Annotated in this window: 16 protein-coding genes and 1 tRNA gene; 14 read left to right on the plus strand and 3 right to left on the minus strand. The window is 64.6% G+C overall.

The genetic code is table 11. The features are described from left to right. Nucleotides 1–13: 13 nt before the first annotated feature. The 7 genes from ADE01S_RS16990 (at nt 14) to ADE01S_RS17020 (ending at nt 6,458) form a co-directional block, all read left to right on the plus strand. Nucleotides 14–1,189 (plus strand): pyridoxal phosphate-dependent aminotransferase, encoded by a 1,176-nt coding sequence (locus tag ADE01S_RS16990; RefSeq protein ID WP_062682909.1) that lies wholly within the window; start codon nt 14–16, stop codon nt 1,187–1,189. Between the two features lie 20 nt (nt 1,190–1,209). Then, nucleotides 1,210–2,016, plus strand: coding sequence for a DNA-binding transcriptional regulator (locus ADE01S_RS16995; protein WP_062682910.1), 807 nt, complete (start codon nt 1,210–1,212; stop codon nt 2,014–2,016). Nucleotides 2,017–2,104: 88 nt separating this feature from the next. Continuing rightward, nucleotides 2,105–3,076, plus strand: coding sequence for a Bug family tripartite tricarboxylate transporter substrate binding protein (locus tag ADE01S_RS17000; protein ID WP_062682911.1), 972 nt, complete (start codon nt 2,105–2,107; stop codon nt 3,074–3,076). A 373-nt stretch (nt 3,077–3,449) separates the two neighbouring features. After that, complete coding sequence (locus ADE01S_RS17005; RefSeq protein ID WP_062682956.1) at nt 3,450–4,115, plus strand: GntR family transcriptional regulator; 666 nt, start codon at nt 3,450–3,452, stop codon at nt 4,113–4,115. Between the two features lie 2 nt (nt 4,116–4,117). Then, complete coding sequence (locus ADE01S_RS17010) at nt 4,118–5,038, plus strand: fumarylacetoacetate hydrolase family protein (RefSeq protein ID WP_062682912.1); 921 nt, start codon at nt 4,118–4,120, stop codon at nt 5,036–5,038. Nucleotides 5,039–5,054: 16 nt separating this feature from the next. Next, on the plus strand, nt 5,055–6,023 hold the full coding sequence (locus ADE01S_RS17015) for a Bug family tripartite tricarboxylate transporter substrate binding protein (protein ID WP_075873372.1): 969 nt from the start codon (nt 5,055–5,057) through the stop codon (nt 6,021–6,023). A gap of 54 nt (nt 6,024–6,077) precedes the next feature. Beyond that, nucleotides 6,078–6,458: a RidA family protein gene (locus ADE01S_RS17020; protein WP_062682914.1), complete on the plus strand. Its 381-nt coding sequence runs from the start codon at nt 6,078–6,080 to the stop codon at nt 6,456–6,458. Nucleotides 6,459–6,548: 90 nt separating this feature from the next. Here the strand turns inward: ADE01S_RS17020 and ADE01S_RS17025 are convergent, their stop codons facing one another. Beyond that, nucleotides 6,549–7,250, minus strand: a complete 702-nt coding sequence (locus ADE01S_RS17025) for a GntR family transcriptional regulator (RefSeq protein WP_075873368.1) — start codon at nt 7,248–7,250, stop codon at nt 6,549–6,551. Nucleotides 7,251–7,392: 142 nt separating this feature from the next. Between ADE01S_RS17025 and ADE01S_RS17030 the strand changes: the two genes are divergently transcribed. The 7 genes from ADE01S_RS17030 (at nt 7,393) to ADE01S_RS17060 (ending at nt 15,501) form a co-directional block, all read left to right on the plus strand. After that, nucleotides 7,393–8,403, plus strand: coding sequence for a Bug family tripartite tricarboxylate transporter substrate binding protein (locus tag ADE01S_RS17030; protein WP_062682916.1), 1,011 nt, complete (start codon nt 7,393–7,395; stop codon nt 8,401–8,403). Nucleotides 8,404–8,440: 37 nt separating this feature from the next. Then, entirely contained in the window at nt 8,441–9,520 is a 1,080-nt protein-coding gene (locus tag ADE01S_RS17035) for a DODA-type extradiol aromatic ring-opening family dioxygenase (RefSeq protein ID WP_082775828.1), read from the plus strand. Between the two features lie 151 nt (nt 9,521–9,671). Next, a complete protein-coding gene (locus tag ADE01S_RS17040) occupies nt 9,672–11,192 on the plus strand; it encodes a gamma-glutamyltransferase family protein (protein ID WP_062682918.1) in 1,521 nt (506 codons plus the stop codon). 179 nt (nt 11,193–11,371) lie between these two features. Next, entirely contained in the window at nt 11,372–12,574 is a 1,203-nt protein-coding gene (locus ADE01S_RS17045; RefSeq protein WP_062682919.1) for a Gfo/Idh/MocA family protein, read from the plus strand. 40 nt (nt 12,575–12,614) lie between these two features. Then, entirely contained in the window at nt 12,615–13,946 is a 1,332-nt protein-coding gene (locus ADE01S_RS17050; RefSeq protein WP_062682920.1) for a Rieske 2Fe-2S domain-containing protein, read from the plus strand. 124 nt (nt 13,947–14,070) lie between these two features. Beyond that, nucleotides 14,071–15,054 carry a PDR/VanB family oxidoreductase gene (locus ADE01S_RS17055; protein ID WP_062682921.1) on the plus strand — a complete coding sequence of 328 codons (984 nt, stop codon included), beginning with the start codon at nt 14,071–14,073 and terminating at the stop codon, nt 15,052–15,054. Nucleotides 15,055–15,120: 66 nt separating this feature from the next. Beyond that, complete coding sequence (locus ADE01S_RS17060; RefSeq protein WP_062682914.1) at nt 15,121–15,501, plus strand: RidA family protein; 381 nt, start codon at nt 15,121–15,123, stop codon at nt 15,499–15,501. Between the two features lie 63 nt (nt 15,502–15,564). On the opposite strand, the gene ADE01S_RS17065 is transcribed toward ADE01S_RS17060, so the two are convergent. Together ADE01S_RS17065 and pstB are read right to left on the minus strand one after the other, a co-directional pair. Then, nucleotides 15,565–15,641 (minus strand) — tRNA-Pro (locus tag ADE01S_RS17065). A gap of 159 nt (nt 15,642–15,800) precedes the next feature. Then, on the minus strand, nt 15,801–16,577 hold the full coding sequence (gene pstB / locus ADE01S_RS17070; protein ID WP_062682922.1) for a phosphate ABC transporter ATP-binding protein PstB: 777 nt from the start codon (nt 16,575–16,577) through the stop codon (nt 15,801–15,803). Nucleotides 16,578–16,618 lie beyond the last annotated feature (41 nt).

Below are 16,618 nucleotides of genomic sequence, written 5' to 3' on the forward strand. Positions count from 1 at the left end.
ACGATGAAAGACCATGGTCCATACCATTCAATCCCATCTGCTTGCGGGGGTGCCCGCGTCGCAGAGCATTGCTGCCGGACAACGGGCCCGCGATTTGAAGGCCGCCGGTCACGACATCGTTGCGGTGACGGTGGGCGAACCCGATTTCGCCACGCCGCCGGAAGTGATCGAGGCGGCGTTCGCCGCGGCGCGCGACGGGCAGACGAAGTACACGCCCGTGTCCGGAACGGTAGGGCTACGCCAGGCGATCGCGCGGAAGTTCCAGCAGGAAAACGCCCTCGTCTATGATCCGAGCGCGGAGATCCTGGTGGGAACCGGCGCCAAGCAGGTGATTTACGACGCGCTGATCGCGACGCTGAATCCAGGCGACGAAGTCATCATCGTCGCCCCGTATTGGGTGTCTTACCCGAGCATCGCCCGGATGGCCGGCGCCACCCCGGTCTTCATCGAAGCCAGCCCGGAGCATGGCCTTGTGCCCACGGCGGCGCAGCTTGAAGCGGCGATCACGCCTCGGACGCGATGGCTCATGTTGAACTACCCAAACAACCCCAGCGGAGCGAGCGCAAGCCGGGAGCAATACGCCGCGCTTGCAAAAGTGCTGGAGCGTTACCCGGACATTCTGGTGATGTCCGATGAAATTTATGAGCACATCCGGTTCGATGGCTCGGCGTTCATTTCCTTCGGAGCGATCACGCCCGAGATGCGCGAGCGCACGCTTGTGGTCAACGGCGTATCCAAGGCATTCGGCATGACCGGCTGGAGAATCGGGTATGCGGGAGGGCCGCGCGCCGTCATCGCGGCCATGACCAAGTTGCAGTCCCATGTGACCGGAGGGGCCAGCGCGGTCAGTCAGGCCGCGGCGCAGGCCGCCTTGCAGATGGATCCGGCGATCCTGGCGCAGCGGGCCGCCATCTATGAGCAGCGCCGCGACTTGGTGTGCGGCCTGCTGGCGGCGTCCCCGGCGCTCGATGTGGTCCGGCCCAGCGGCGCATTCTATGTATTTGTCCGCGTCCGCGACACCGAAGTGCTCGGCGGGCGGCCAGTGGATGACTTCCTGCTGGACCATGGCGTCGCGGTGATTGCTGGGGAAGCGTTCGGGTCGCCGGGCTGGTTCCGCATTTCCATTGCCACGCACGACGCCGATCTGCGGGCAGCGTGCGCCCGTATTTTGTCCGCGTTCTCACGTTGAACCAGGGGGAGGGACCAGCCATGGCATCCGTTCAGCCAGTCAATGCCGCCATTCGGGTCATCGAGCTGCTACAGGCGATGAACCGCCAGCCGGTCTGCTCCATCCATTGGCTCTACCAGGCAACCGGAATGCCAAAGCCGACCATCGTGCGCCTGATGCAGACGCTGGCGTCGCGCAACATCGTCCGCCACGCTCCGCAATATGGCGCGTACATGCTGGCTTCGGAGGTCACCTCCCTTTGTTCCGGCTATCACGGAACGCCCCGCCTGGTCGACGCCGGGGCGGGTCCCCTGGATGCGTTCACCGAGGAACATCGATGGCCCGTCGCGCTGGCGGTATTCGATCATGACGCAATGGTGGTGCGTTACAGCACCATTCCCCACTCCCCTTTGTCGCTGCATCAGTCCACGATAAACATGCGCTTGAGCCTGGCGAGCCGCGCTCTGGGCCGCGTCTATCTCGCGGCCTGCAGTCCGCAAGATCGCGCGACGATCCTGAAAATTCTGGAGGGCTCCACCGATCCGGAGGATGCGCCCGCCAAGGATGGAGCAACGTTCGCCGCGGAGCTCGATCAGGTCGCCGCGCTGGGTTATTCCCTCAGGGCGCCAGGCATTCGCCCGATCTCCTCGACGCTCGCGGTGCCGGTCTATGACGACGGCAGGGTTGCCGCCGCAATCGGCATGACGTGGATCTCGTCCGCCTTGCAGGTGCAAGACGCCATTCGGCGATACCTCGAACCCCTGCGGGACGTTTCGCGCGAGATCTCGGCCAATCTCGGCAAGCGCGGCTCGGCGGCCATCGAAATTTCGGACAGTGGAAAGTCGTGACGACGATGTAGGCGCGGCTCACCCTATCAGCTAGATTCTGACCCACGCCATGCGATGCGCAGGCAGAAACGTATATCAAGGGGAAAACATGTTCCGGAAAGTATTCGCGGCCCTGGCATTGGGGCTGTCCTGTTCTTCGATGACCATGGCCACGGCCGCGGCTGGCGCCTGGCCAGAGCGCCCCGTCACATTGATCGTGCCTTGGGCGGCGGGCGGCAGCACGGACACCTTGGCGCGTATTCTGAGCCAGGATCTCGGCAGGCGGCTCCATACTACGGTCGTCGTCGAAAACCGGCCGGGAGCCGGCGGGACGATCGGATCCTCTTACGTCGCGCGATCTGCGGGGGATGGGTACACCTTCCTGCTGGGCGTTTCCGGCGATCAGGTCAATGCCGAGTTTTTATATCCCAAGCTGCAATACAGCCCGGAAAAGGATCTGGCTCCGGTGAGCCTGATCGCCGGCGAGGCGCTCGTCTTCGCCGCGCGCAAGGACTTCCCGGCTGACGGGGTGCAGCAATTCATCGATGCCGCGAAGAAGGGCACGGTCTCTTTTGGCACCTCCGGTGTGGGGTCGACGGGCCACCTCGCCGGCGAACTTCTGAATCGAAAGATAGGAGGAAGCCTGCAGGCTGTTCCCTACAAGGGAGGGGCGCCCGCCGTGACCGACACGATGGCCGGCCACCTGGACGTCGTCATCGTCAGTCCGATTGCCGTGGCGCAGCAGATCAAAACGGGCCAGCTGAAAGGCATTGCCACGACGTCTTCAGCGCGGCTGCCCGTGCTCTCTTCGGTGCCGACTTTCAAGGAGTCGGGGATCGACCTTGAGGTGCACACGTGGTACATGCTGATGGCGCCCGCCAAGACGCCTGCCAACGTGATCGCGCAGATGAACGCAGCGCTGAACGAGGCCTTGGCCGACAAGGAAGTCGAATCGAAAATAGCCGAACTAGGTGCCGCGGCCAAGGGTTCCAGCCCCGCGGAATTGGCCGAATTGCTTGCACAGGAACGCAAGCGGTGGGGAGGTCTGATCAACGAAGCAGGCCTGAAAGCCCAGAATTGACATCCCAAGCACGGCGGCATTGCAAAGGGGAGCGGCGTCCGGCGCATAGCCCCCGCTCTGCTGCCCAGGCATGAGCGGCTATACGAGCGTGCCCGCCCCATTTCGCCTCCGCACCTTCCGTGGATGCGCGACTCAATGAACTCCCCACTCGATCGGCGGCAAAGCGTGACACTCCTCGCGGATGGCCGCCTTCCAGAACCTCGATGGCCATCAGGGTATCGATGACGAAAGCCCTAGGGCCATAGCCGCGCCCGCCATATCGGACGTCAACACCGGTCACGTCGAAATTAAGACCCGAATACGAGATTGTTAAATTGCATACGATTCTATAGAATCGCATGCATAACTCGTTAGGAATAATTTCATCTTGATCATGCTCGACTCCCCCGATTCCGCGGACCACGTCTATCGCGCCGTGCGTGCGCACGTTCTTTCCCTGGTCCGCGACATCAGCGAACCGGTCAGAGTGCGCGAGGAAGAGTTGGCCCGAAAGCTGGGCGTCAGCCGCACGCCGGTCCGGGAGGCACTGCTCCGGCTGGGGCAGGAAGGCCTCCTGAAAATGGAGCGGCATCGTGGCGCACTGCTTTCCCCCCTGACGCACGAGCAGTACGTGGAGTGGCTGAAGCTGCGTGTCGAACTGGAAGGGTTTGCCTCGCGAGAGGCCGCGATGAATGCGTCACAGCGAGATGTCGACGCGCTGCGGAAAATTTTCGCGCCGTTCAATGATGAAAACCTGGATGTGCTCATCGACGAGTACTCGGCGGCGAACGTCGATTTTCACGCGGCCTTGATCCAGTTGGCGTCCAACAAACTGCTGGAAAAAGTGTGGGAGCTGTTCGGCCACCGCGACATGCTCAAAACCAAAACGATCAAGCGGCTCAGCCGCGCTCGCCAGTCTCTCAGCGAACACTTGGCGCTCATTGACGCCATCGAAAAGCGGGACGCGCGCGAGGCCGAACGTATCGCTCGCAGTCACGTTGAAGAACTCCTGAACCACGTTTCCATGAATAACCAAACCAACGAACCGAAGGACCGGTAAAGATGAGACTGCTTACATTCGTCCACGGGCGCTCGACGCGCCTGGGCGCGCTGATCGATGATTCCAAGGTGATCGATCTCACCGAGGCGTGGACGCTTCTGCCACATCCGCTGTCAGAGTTGGCCGCGCCCGTCCAGGTGGCCGACGTCATCGACATGGGCGATCGCGCCATCGACGCCCTGGACCGGATCCTGGAGCAGGCCGCCGCCACCGCCAGCCCTGCGCCCCTCGACGCCGGGCAGCTTGAATTCCTGGCGCCGATTCCCCGGCCGCGCAAGAACATCTTTTGCGTCGGGCGCAACTATCGCGCCCATATCGTCGAAGGCAATCTCGCCCGCGGGCGTCCCGCCGACGATTTCCCCAAGGCGCTGGAACTCTTCAGCAAGCCCCCTACCGCGGTCGTCGGCCACAAAGCCGACGTCAGCCGGCATGCGCAGCACACCAAGCTGCTGGACTATGAGATCGAACTGGGCATCGTGATCGGCAAGGCGGGGCGCGACATCAGCGCCGAAAATGCCCGCGACCACGTGTTCGGCTACACCATCGTGAACGACATCACGGCGCGCGACCTGCAGGCGCTGCATGGGCAGTGGTTCAAGGGCAAGTCGCTGGACGGCACCTGCCCGATCGGGCCGGTCATCACCCTGGCGCGCGCGATTCCCAATCCCAACGACCTGAGCCTGGAGCTCGACGTCAACGGGGAAATCCGCCAATCGGCGAACACTTCCGACATGCTGTTCGACGTCTCCGCGATCATCGCGACCCTCTCACAGGGCATGACGCTGGAACCGGGCGACATCATTGCGACCGGCACGCCGTCGGGGGTCGCGCTCTCGCTGAATCCGCCCCGCTCGCTGGAGGCCGGCGATGTCGTGAAGGCTCGCATCGAGTCTATCGGTGAACTTGTAGTCCAGATCAAGTAAGGATGTCGCCATGCGCATGAAAATACTTCGCACCGCCCTGATCGCTTTCTCTTCCTTGATGCTGGCGCCTGCCGCCAGCTTCGCGCAAGCGTATCCGAGCAAACCCATCACCATCGTCGTCCCCTTCCCCGCCGGCGGCACGCTCGACAACCTGGCCCGGACCCTGAGCCAAAAACTCGGCGACAACCTCAAGCAATCGGTGATCGTCGACAACAAGCCGGGCGGCGGCACCGTGATCGGCACCGAACGCGTCGCGCGAGCGCAGCCCGACGGCTACGTGCTGGGGATGGTGGCGAACAGCTTCGCGATCAACCCCAGCCTGCACACCGATTTGCGCTACGACACGGAGAAGGATTTCGCGCCGGTATCCTACCTGGCGTATACGCCCCATATCCTGGTCGCGAACCCCGACGTGCCCGTGAAAACGCTGCAGGATGTCATCGCCCGCGCGAAGGCGCAGCCGGGCAAAGTCACGTTCGGCTCTTTCGGCAGCGGCACCTCCAGCCACATCGCGATCGAAATGCTGAAGAAGCAGGCCGACATCGACGTGCTGCACATCCCGTACAAGGGCCAGGCGGCCGCGCTCACGGATCTGCTGGGCGGCCACGTGGACATGATGTTCGCCAACGTGCCGGACGTCCTGCCGCATATCGCCTCGGGCAAGCTGCGCGCGATCGCGGTCGTCAACGATCAACGCCTGAACACCGCCCCCGACGTGCCGACCTTCAAGGAGGCCGGACTGGACGGCTTCAAGTCCAACTCCTGGTATGGGCTGGTCGCGCCCGCCGGCACGCCGGACGAGGTCGTCAAGACACTCAGCGTCCAATTCACTCGCATCCTCGCCTTGCCGGACGTGCGCGCGCAGCTGGCGGAGCAGGGCCTGGTGCCGCTGGGCACGACGCCGGAGGAGTTCTCGCGCCACATCAAGGCCGAGATCGCCAATGCTTCGGAAATGGTGAAGAAATCCGGCGCCACGGCGCAATAGCGCCGCGTTCAAGACAAGCAGCACCCCAACTATCCATTCCCCAAGGAGATAATCATGGCCAAGGAAATCATTCGTTCCGATAAAGTGACGCCCCCTCTCGCGCCCCTGTCCCCCGCAGTGCGCTCGAACGGGTTCGTGTTCGTGTCGGGCCAACCGGCCTTCTTCGACGATCGCCAGATCGCCGAGAACGACTTCGATGCCCAGATGCACCAGGTGATGGCCAACGTGAAGGCCCTGCTGGAAGCGGCGGGATCGAGCCTGGACAAAATCGTGAAGGCCAACGTCATCCTGAAGAACGCCAGCGATTTCGCCCGCATGAACGAGATCTACCGCAGCTACTTCCCTGACGGCAACTACCCGGCCCGCACCACCATCGAGGCCTCGATGGGCAACCCGTTGTTCCTGCTGGAAATCGAGTGCACCGCTGAAGCGTAAGCCGCAGCAAAAGGCCGACGCAATGTCGGCCTTTTTTCATCCGGCCAGGCAAGCACCCGGCCGGGATCGACAACCCCGTTTCGCTCGGCGCTACTTCGCCCACTCGGTGGGCGGCAAAGCGGCGATCGAACGGGTCGCCATCGCCTCGGTGTGCTTCAGATGTGCAATCGTCAGGCGCCGGGCCTCGTCGGCATTCTGGTCGCGGATAGCTTCATAGAGCTGCTGGTGCTGGTGGATCGACTCCTTGCGCTCGTCCCATTCCGCCACGAAGAAGTAACGGCACAGCCGAAATTCCAGTTCCTGGATGACCGAGAACGCCAGCGCATTGTCAGCGGCCTGCGCGATCAAGGTATGGAATTGCGAGTTGACCCGCGAGCAGCACACGAAATCGTTGCGCTCGACCGCCCGCTCCCCTTCCTCCACCAGCGCCAGCAATTGCTGCAGGTGGTTGCTGCGGCGCCGATGGGCGGCCATCGCCGTGATTTCCGGCTCGACGATCTGGCGCAGTTCGAAGAGCTCGTGCAACTCGGCGACCGACAGGCCTCGCACATAGGTGCCGCGGCGCGGCGCCGATTCGACCCAGCCCTTGGCCTCCAGGGCTTTCAAGGCTTCGCGCACCGGGATCTTGCTGACGCCGAACCGCTCCGCAAGGTCGTCGATCAACAGACGTTCCCCTGCGCGTAGCTCGCCCGTCACGATCTGTTCAAAGAGCGTTTCATAGACGCCGCCAGGACGTGACGCGTGGTTTTCCGCGCTGTCTGAAGCAGAGCGCAGGCGTTCTGCAAGTGCCATGCAATTCCCCAAAATTAGCTGGCGCAACGAGGCCAGATTCCACTTGACATGCTACCACGCCACATATATCCTTTTTTCACTTCGTATACTATTTAATGATTTCGTATATGTAGTGGCCAATTCGTATATACAAGGAGACAGTGTGAACATCACCAAGTCCAGCAAGTCCAGCAAACTAGCCTGTTTCCTTCGCGCAGCCTGTGCGACAGGGCTCCTGGCCAGTGCCCTGGGTGTCGCCAATGCGGCGTCCTACCCGTCGCGTCCCGTCACCATCGTGGTGCCTTTTGCCGCCGGCGGCGGCTCCGACATCGTCGCGCGCCTGGTCGCGCAGCAGTTGAACGATGAATACCAGCAACCCTTCATCGTCGAGAACAAGCCGGGCGGCAGCACGCAGATCGCCACGCGCTTCGTGATCAACGCGCCGGCCGACGGCTACACCCTGCTGCTGGCCTCGACATCGGTGGTCAACAACGCCTACCTCTACAAGAATCTCAACTACGACGCCGCGCGCTCGCTGCGCCCGGTCATCGGCCTGGTCGACGTGCCCGCCTTCCTGGTGGCGGGCGCCAATGTGCCGGCCAAGAACGTCAAGGATTTCCTGGCCGCCGCCGGCCCGCTCTCGAACAACAACCGGCTTTCCTTCGGTTCGGCCGGCACGGCGAGCACCCTGCACCTGGCCGGCGAATGGTTCAACCAGGTCGCGGGCCTGAAAGGCGTCCATATCCCCTACAAGGGCAGCGGCCCGGCGGTGGTCGCGCTGGCCAGCGGCGACGTGGACTATTCCTTCGAGAACCTGGCGCCTGCCCAGGCGCAGATCGCCAGCCAGCGCGTGCGCTTGCTGGCAATCGCCGGACCGACCCGCTTCCCCACGCTCCCCGACGTGCCTACGCTGAAAGACTTCGGCCTGCCCGCCACGGACATGGCCAGCTGGTTCGTGCTGATGGCGCCCGCCGCTACGCCCGACGGCGTCGTCGACCAGTTGAATGCGTCGGTAAACCGCATTCTTTCCAAACCGGAAATCCAGAAGCGATTCCTGGAGCTGGGCCTCATTCCCACGGGAGGTACCCCGCAGCAGCTGGCAGACCGCATGCGGGCCGACAGCGAAAAGTGGATCTCCATCATCAAGGCCGGCCACGTCACCGTGGACCAATGACACAGCGGCCGCAGACTTCCCCATCGAGGTAATCCCCATGCATCCCCCCCTCACCCCAGGCATCGTGGGCGTAGCCTGCGTTCCTCACGCCCCTCAGTTCCTGTCGCAACCGGACACCGAAGACCTGGAGCAGGTCCGGCGCGTGCGCCTGTCCATGGAGCAGGCAGGACAACGCCTGCGGGCCCTGCAGCCCGATTGCATCATCGTGCTTGCGAACGACCACGGCGACCACTTCGTGACGCATTCGGTCCCCGCGTTCTGCCTGCATGCCGCCGCGAGCGCCGACGGCATGCACAAGCACCGCGGCGAGTGGACGCTGGATCCATCCATGGGCTATCGGCTGGTGCGGGCGATGGAAGAGGAGAGCTTCGATCTCGCCTATACCCTGTCGGCCAAGCTGCCCACGGCGTTCACCATCCCGTACGAATTCATGGGTTTCGGCCGCGACGTGCCGATGACGCCGATCTTCGTCAACGCCTACATCCCGCCGCAGCCGTCCGCGTTGCGCTGCCATGCCTTCGGCCAGGCGCTGGCGCGCGCGGTGTCGCGCATGGGGCGGCGCGCCTTGCTGATCGCCAGCGGCGGGCTGTCGCATTATCCGGGCACCGAGCACTACTCCCACCCCGACGTGGACACGGACCGCCAACTGTATGAGCAAATGCGCGCCGGCAATCTCACCGGCCTGCTGGCGCTGGACGAACAGGCGCTGGACCGCAGCGGCAACCTGGAGCTGCGCGCCCCCTTGATCGCCGCCGGCGCAATGGGCAATCGGAAGCCCTTCATGGCCACCTTCGAACCGTCGTGGCATCACACCTACAGCGTCATGGCGTGGGACCTGACGGAAGACCGGCAGCCCGAGGCCCTGATCTACCCGGAGCTTTCGCCACAGCGCGTTCCCCTGGTCGAGGCCCTGTATCGACTGCGCAGCGATCCCGACGCCGCCCGCCGCTACCTGGCCGACCCCGCCGCCTGGTGCGACGGCTACGCGCTCAACCCCGATGAGCGCGCCGCGCTGATCGAGATGAACCCCGAGCGCCTGCGCGACGAGTTCTCCATCCATGCCTTGCTGACCTCCGGCGCCGCCACGCAGCTGCGCATCCTGCGCGAACGCGCCTGAACCTCGCTTCACAGGGAAACACCGTGCCCCACGGCTCCTTCGCATCCGCCCGCGATGCTACCCGGGCCGCCGGCCCGGCCGTCCCCGATACCCGCCTGGCCAAGACTCACGCGCCGCCGCCCGGCGGCGCCAACCCATCACGGAGGCTGTCATGAGCGGGCCGCTTCGCCCGCGGGCCAGCCGCTACGGCCAGCGCTTCGGCGTCGCCACGGGCCACCACCTCGCGACGCGCGCCGCGGCCACGCAACTGGAGCGCGGCGGCAGCCTGGTGGACGCCATGATCTCGGCCTCCGCCGTGCTCACTGTCGTGCTCCCGCACGCGACCTCGCTGGGTGGCTGCGGCATGATGCTGATCCACGATGCCGCCAGCGGCCGCACCCAGGCCCTCAACGGCTCGGGCATCGCGCCGGCGCAGGCCACGCCCGCCCGCTTCGACGGCGCCATCGACGCCCGGGGACCGCGCAGCTGGATGACGCCCGGCCTGGTGCGCCTGTGGGCCCAGGCCTATCGCCGCCACGGCCGACTGCCCTGGTCGACGCTGTTGCAACCCGCCATCGACCTGGCGGCCGACGGCGCTCCCTTCTCCAGCGAGCTGGCGCGCAACCTGCATCTGGCCAATCCCCAGGTGCGTCAGCAACCGGGTTTCGACGCGGCTTTCCGGATCGGCCGGGCGGACCGCGAGGCCGGCGCCCCCTGGCGCCAGGCGGCGCTAGGCGTAACACTGGACCGCATTGCCGGGCAAGGCGAAGCGGGCTTCTACATGGGGCCGGTGGCCGAGGCGCTCTGCCGCTTTGCCAGCGAGACCGGCGGCCTGTTGCTGGCGGACGATCTGCAACGCATCACCGCCGATTGGCGCGAGCCCATCCATCAGGACTACGGCCCGTTCAGCGCCACGGTCATGCCGCCCAACTCCGTGGGCCCCCTCATGCTGGCCCAGCTGCAACGCCTGCGCGATGGCTTCGACCAGGGCCGCGATTCCAGGCTCCTGGCGCAGATCCTTCAGGCGCGCGCCATCCTGCCCGCCTTGCACGATCGCATTGCCGACCCGGATGCGTCCTGGCCCTGGCAGGAACTCGGGGCTGGCGGCGAATTGCCGCCCCAGCGTCCGGACGACCCCGGCGATACCGCGGGCATCGTCCTGGTCGATCGCGAGGGAAACGGGCTGGCGATGCTGCAGAGCGTCTTCCAACCTTTCGGCAGCGGTTGCGTCGACCCTGCCACGGGCGTGCTGATGAACAATCGGCTGAGCGAATTCAGCCTAGATCCGGCGCGGCATAACTGCCTGGCCCCCGGCAAGCGCCCTGTGCACACCCTCAATCCCTATCTGGTCTGCCATCGCGGCAGGCCGGTGCTGTTCGCCGTTTCACCCGGCGGCGTCAGCCAGACCACCACCGGCGTGCAGTGCATTTCGAACGCAATGATCGACGGCATGCGATTGCCCGAAGCCATCGACGCGCCGCGCTGGAGCATCGCGCGCGACGGCCAGATCATGTGCGAACCCGGCTTTTCCCCCATCGTGGTAGAGCGCCTGCGCGCCGCCGGAATCGGCGTAGTGACAGATTCCCTGCACCCCTTCTATTTCGGCTCGATAAAGGCCGTTCGCCTGCACCCGCAAGGCGTGCTGGAGGCCGCCGCGGATCTGCGCCGCGAAGCCGACGCCGTCGCCTGGTAAGCAAAACACCTTGACGGCCGCTTCAATCAAAGTATACTTAATCTCCATTTAGTATACTTTGGTTGAAAGATCCGGCGCCCGTCGTCACCGAGGCGAGCCTGGATCGATCAACGGACACCGCAAACCCCGCGGGCGGAAGGCGCCTCTCCCCACCGCGCTTGCACAGGAGTGACTACTCGATGGAACGACTACGCTTTGGCATCTGCGGACTGGGGTTCGCCGGTTCCGTGCTCATGGCTCCCGCCATGAAGCAGCACCCGAAAGCGGCGATCGTCGCGGCTTGCGATCCCAATCCCGAGACCCGCGCCGCCTTCGGCAAGGACTACGGAATTCCGACGTACGAGAATCTGGCAGCAATGCTCGACGGCACGGAGCTCGATGCCGTCTACGTGGCCTCGCCCCATCAATACCACTGCGAGCACGTCGTCCTGGCCGCCGAGCGCGGCAAGCACATCATCGTCGAGAAGCCGCTGACGCTGAACGACGAAGACGCCCGGAAAATGGTCGAGGCCGCCGCGCGCTGCCGGGTCCAACTCGTCGTCGGCACCTCGCGCAGCCACGATCCCGTCGTAAAGACCATGCGCGACATCGTCCAGAGCGGCGAGGTCGGGCGCCTGGCGATGATCAACGCCTGGAACTACACGGACTACCTCTATCGGCCTCGCCGTCCCGAAGAGCTCGACACGGCGCAGGGCGGCGGCATTCTCTTCAGCCAGCTGCCGCATCAGCTGGACATGATCAAGATCATCGCCGACGCCACCATCGTCTCGGTGCGCGCGGCGGCGGGTCAACTGGACGCCCGGCGGCCGACCGAAGGCCATTGCGCCGCCTTCGTCACGCTGTCCAATGGCGTCTTCGCCACCCTCGTCTACAGCGGCTACGACCATTTCGACAGCGACGAACTGCAGTTCTGGATCGCCGAAAGCGGGCGCCCCAAGCAGCCGAAGCACGGCAATTCGCGCAAGCTCCTCGCCGGACTCTCCGCCGAGCAGGAAGCAGCCCTGAAGACACAGCGCCTGGGTTATGGAGGCCCGGTGGCGCAAAGCTATGCGGCAACGGAAGACAGCCGCAAGCAACCGCATTTCGGCATCTTCATCGCCACCTGCGAACGGGGCGACCTGCGCCCCAACCCGGACGGCGTCACCGTCTATGGCAACGATGGCCCGCGCGACGTGCCCGCCCACGCCGGGCGGGGAGCCTATGGCCAGGGCGACACCATAGACGAGCTTTACGACGCCATCGCCGGCGCCCAGCCGGCGCTGCGCGATGCCGCCTTCGGCCGCAATACCGTCCTGGCCTCGCTCGCCATCCTGGAATCGTCGAGAACCGGACGCGAAATCTCCATCCCCCCGCAGGACATCCCCTGCTCGCCGGCCCGATGACTCCCGGGCCCCCTTCATTGCGCCAACCCAAGGATAAGTCATGACCCAGCACGAAGACCCTTATCGCATCCTGACGGCCGTCGGTCCCGGCACGCCGATGGGTAACTTGTTCCGCCGCTTCTGGCTGCCCGCGCTGACCAGCGACGAACTGCCGGCCCCCGACTGCGCGCCAGTGCGCATCCGCATCCTCTGTGAAGACCTCATCGCCTTTCGCGACACCCAAGGCCGGGTCGGCATCGTGGACGCCTATTGCCCCCACCGGCGCGCGCCGCTGTACTTCGGCCGCAATGAAGAATGCGGCCTGCGCTGCGTCTATCACGGCTGGAAATTCGACGTGAACGGCGAATGCGTGGATATCCCCAACATCGTCCCGCCGGACAACTTCATTGCGCTCAAGCAGAAGGCCAGCATCAAGAGTTATCCGGTCCAGGAAAGCGGCGGACTGGTCTGGGTGTACATGGGCCCCAAGGAACGCCAGCCCGCGCTGCCCGGCATGGAATGGGTGTCGCTGCCCGACGAGCAGGTCAAGTGTTCGCGCTGGCTGCACCGGAGCAACTGGCTGCAGGCCGCCGAAGGCGAGATCGATACCTCGCACATCAGCTTTCTGCACAGCCGGGTCAACGTCACCAAGAACTCGCCCGACTGGCAACGCCTGGCGCAGGATGGCGCGCCCCAGATCACCGTGAGGGAAACCGACTACGGCTTCGTGTACGGCTCGCGCCGCAATTACGAAGGGCAGTACTTCTGGCGCGTAACGCAATGGATGCTGCCCATGTGGAGCGCGGTGCCGCGCTCCATCAACGACCCCATTCTGGCGGGCCGGGCCTGGGTGCCGATCGACGACTACACGACGACCGGCTTCGGCTACGTCTATTCGCCCGACGGTCCCCTGCCCCCCGAAACCCTGGCGGAAGTGGCGGCCGGCGAACGCTTCCCGCCCCGTTCCGACAAAGGCACGTTCCGGCTCCCGCATGGGTACGTCATCGACACCTATCTGCCCCAGGCCAACATCGAAAACGACTTCCTCATCGATCGAGACCTGCAACGGACCACCAGTTTCACCGGCATTCTCGGCGTCAACGAACAGGACCGCGCCCTCCAGGAATCGATGCTCAGCGTGGCCGGCCACGCCGGCATCGTCGACCGCTCCGAAGAACGGCTGGTCAAGTCCGACCTGCCCATCATGGCGGCGCGGCGCATGCTGATGCGCCTGGTCAAGGAACTGGATCAGGGCGTTGAACCCGCTGCGGTGGCCAATGCCGACAGCTATGGCGTGCGCGGGATCGCCAAGCTGTCGCCGATCGCCGACTTCGACGAATTCATGCAGCAGCATGCCGACTACATGACGCCCCTGTCGACAACCGCGACCTGATCCCCGGAACGCGGATCCCCACGGCGGTGCGGGCATGCGCCTGCACCGCCGGCAATCACGCCTTACGGCCACGCCCATGCAACATTCCCCAACGATTCTCAGCGAGGCAACAGGAGACGCTCCCATGGCTATGAGCAACCCGCCGCCGCAGGCCGCATCGGCCGCCAAGCTCCAGGCGCGCATCCATTCGATCGCGCTGGAAGCCGAAGGCATCTATCTCCTGGATATCCGCCCCGTCCGGGAGCAGCAGTTTCCCGCCGTCGAGCCCGGCGCCCACATCGATCTCCACCTGCCCAACGGATTGACGCGCAGCTACTCCACCGTGAACGCGCCTGGCGACCAGGGCCGCTATCTCGTCGCGGTCAAGCACGAAGCCTCAGGCCGCGGGGGCTCCCGCTACATCCACGCGGAACTGCGGGTCGGCCAGGACATCGCCATCGGCGGCCCCCGCAACAATTTCAGCCTGCGCGAAGACGCCAGGCACTCCGTCCTGATCGCCGGCGGCATCGGCATCACGCCGATCTACAGCATGGTTCGCCGACTGGAACAGCTCGGATGCTCCTGGGAACTGCACTACGCCGCCCTCGACCGCGAACATGCCGCATTCGCCGCGCGCCTGCAGGCGCTGCAACCCCGGGTGCGCTTCTATTTCGCCGCGGAACAGCACGGCCGCCCTCCGCTCGACTTGCGGCAACTCATTGCCGACAGCCGGAAGGACGCCGACTTCTATTGCTGCGGCCCGCAAGGCATGCTGGCGGATTTCGAGGCCGCCGCCGCTCATCTCGCGCCCGAACGCGTCCACGCGGAATACTTCAGCGCGGTCGAGGCCCCCGCCGTCGAAGGCGGATTCGAGATCGTCCTGAACCGTACCCAAAAGTGCGTCACCGTCCCGCCCGGCGCGACCATACTCGACACCATCATGAAACTGGGCGTCGACGTCCCGTATTCCTGCATGGAAGGCGTCTGCGGCAGCTGCGAAGTCCGCGTGCTCGAAGGCACGCCCGATCACCGCGATCTCATCCTCAGCAAGGAAGAGCGGCAGAAAAACGACCGCATGATGATTTGCTGCTCCGGGGCCAAATCGAACCGCCTCGTGCTCGACCTGTAGCCGCCACGGCGCGGCAACGCCACGTTCAGGGCAATCAGCCCCCAAACTACCTCTAAGGAGACAATCATGGCCAAGGAAATCATTCGTTCCGACAAAGTGACGCCCCCTCTCGCGCCCCTGTCGCCGGCAGTGCGCTCGAACGGGTTCGTGTTCGTGTCGGGCCAACCGGCCTTCTTCGACGATCGCCAGATCGCCGAGAACGACTTCGATGCCCAGATGCACCAGGTGATGGCCAACGTGAAGGCCCTGCTGGAAGCGGCGGGATCGAGCCTGGACAAAATCGTGAAGGCCAACGTCATCCTGAAGAACGCCAGCGATTTCGCCCGCATGAACGAGATCTACCGCAGCTACTTCCCTGACGGCAACTACCCGGCCCGCACCACGATCGAGGCCTCGATGGGCAACCCGCTGTTCCTGCTGGAAATCGAGTGCACCGCTGAAGCGTAAGCCGCAGCCAAGAGGGTAAAACAAAGGCCTTACAGAGCAATCTCTGTAAGGCCTTGATTTTATTGGTCGGGGCGGCGGGATTCGAACTCGCGACCCTCTGCTCCCAAAGCAGATGCGCTACCAGGCTGCGCTACGCCCCGAAGGGTGGCAACTATACCAGATACTGGCCCGCCAGCGTCATCGTGGCGGTCCCGCCCGGGGCCCGCCCACAGGCTGTCACCTGGCTGCCTACCCTGTATTTGAAATGCAAACGGCGCGCCTGGGCGCGCCGTTTCCGGTCCGCGGACGTCCGCAGCCACTCAGCCGAAGCGGCCCGTGATGTAGTCTTCCGTTTCCTTGCGCGACGGCTTCACGAAGATCTGGTCGGTCTGGCCGAATTCCATCAGCTCGCCCAGGTACATGTAGGCGGTGAAGTCCGAGCAGCGGGCCGCCTGCTGCATGTTGTGCGTCACGATGACGACGGTGTAGTCGTTCTTCAGTTCGGCGATCAGTTCTTCGATCTTGGCGGTGGAAATCGGGTCCAGCGCGGAGCACGGCTCGTCCAGCAGCAGCACCTCGGGCTTGATGGCGACGCCGCGCGCGATGCACAGGCGCTGCTGCTGGCCGCCCGACAGGCTGTTGCCGTTCTGGTGCAGCTTGTCCTTCACTTCGTTCCACAGCGCGGCCTTGCTCAGCGCCCATTCCACGCGCTCGTCCATCTCGCCCTTGGACAAGCGCTCGAACAGGCGCACGCCGAAGGCGATGTTGTCGTAGATGCTCATGGGGAACGGCGTGGGCTTCTGGAACACCATGCCGACCTTGGCCCGGATCAGGGAGATGTCGGTCTTGGCGGTCAACAGGTTTTCGCCGTCCAGGATGATCTCGCCCTCGGCGCGCTGGCCGGGATACAGCTCGAACATGCGGTTGAACGTGCGCAGCAGCGTGGACTTGCCGCAGCCCGACGGGCCGATGAAGGCGGTGACCTTCTTCTCCTGGATCGACATGTTCACATTGCGGATCGCATGGAACTTGCCGTAGTAGAAGTTCAGGTTCTTGACCTCGATCTTGTTCTTGACGGCGGTAACGGTGTTTTCCATTTGGTTTCCCTTGGCGCCGGCGCGCCTTGCGCGCCGGTATA

Source organism: Achromobacter denitrificans NBRC 15125, assembly GCF_001571365.1.
In the GTDB taxonomy this organism is placed as follows: Bacteria; Pseudomonadota; Gammaproteobacteria; order Burkholderiales; family Burkholderiaceae_B; genus Achromobacter; species Achromobacter denitrificans.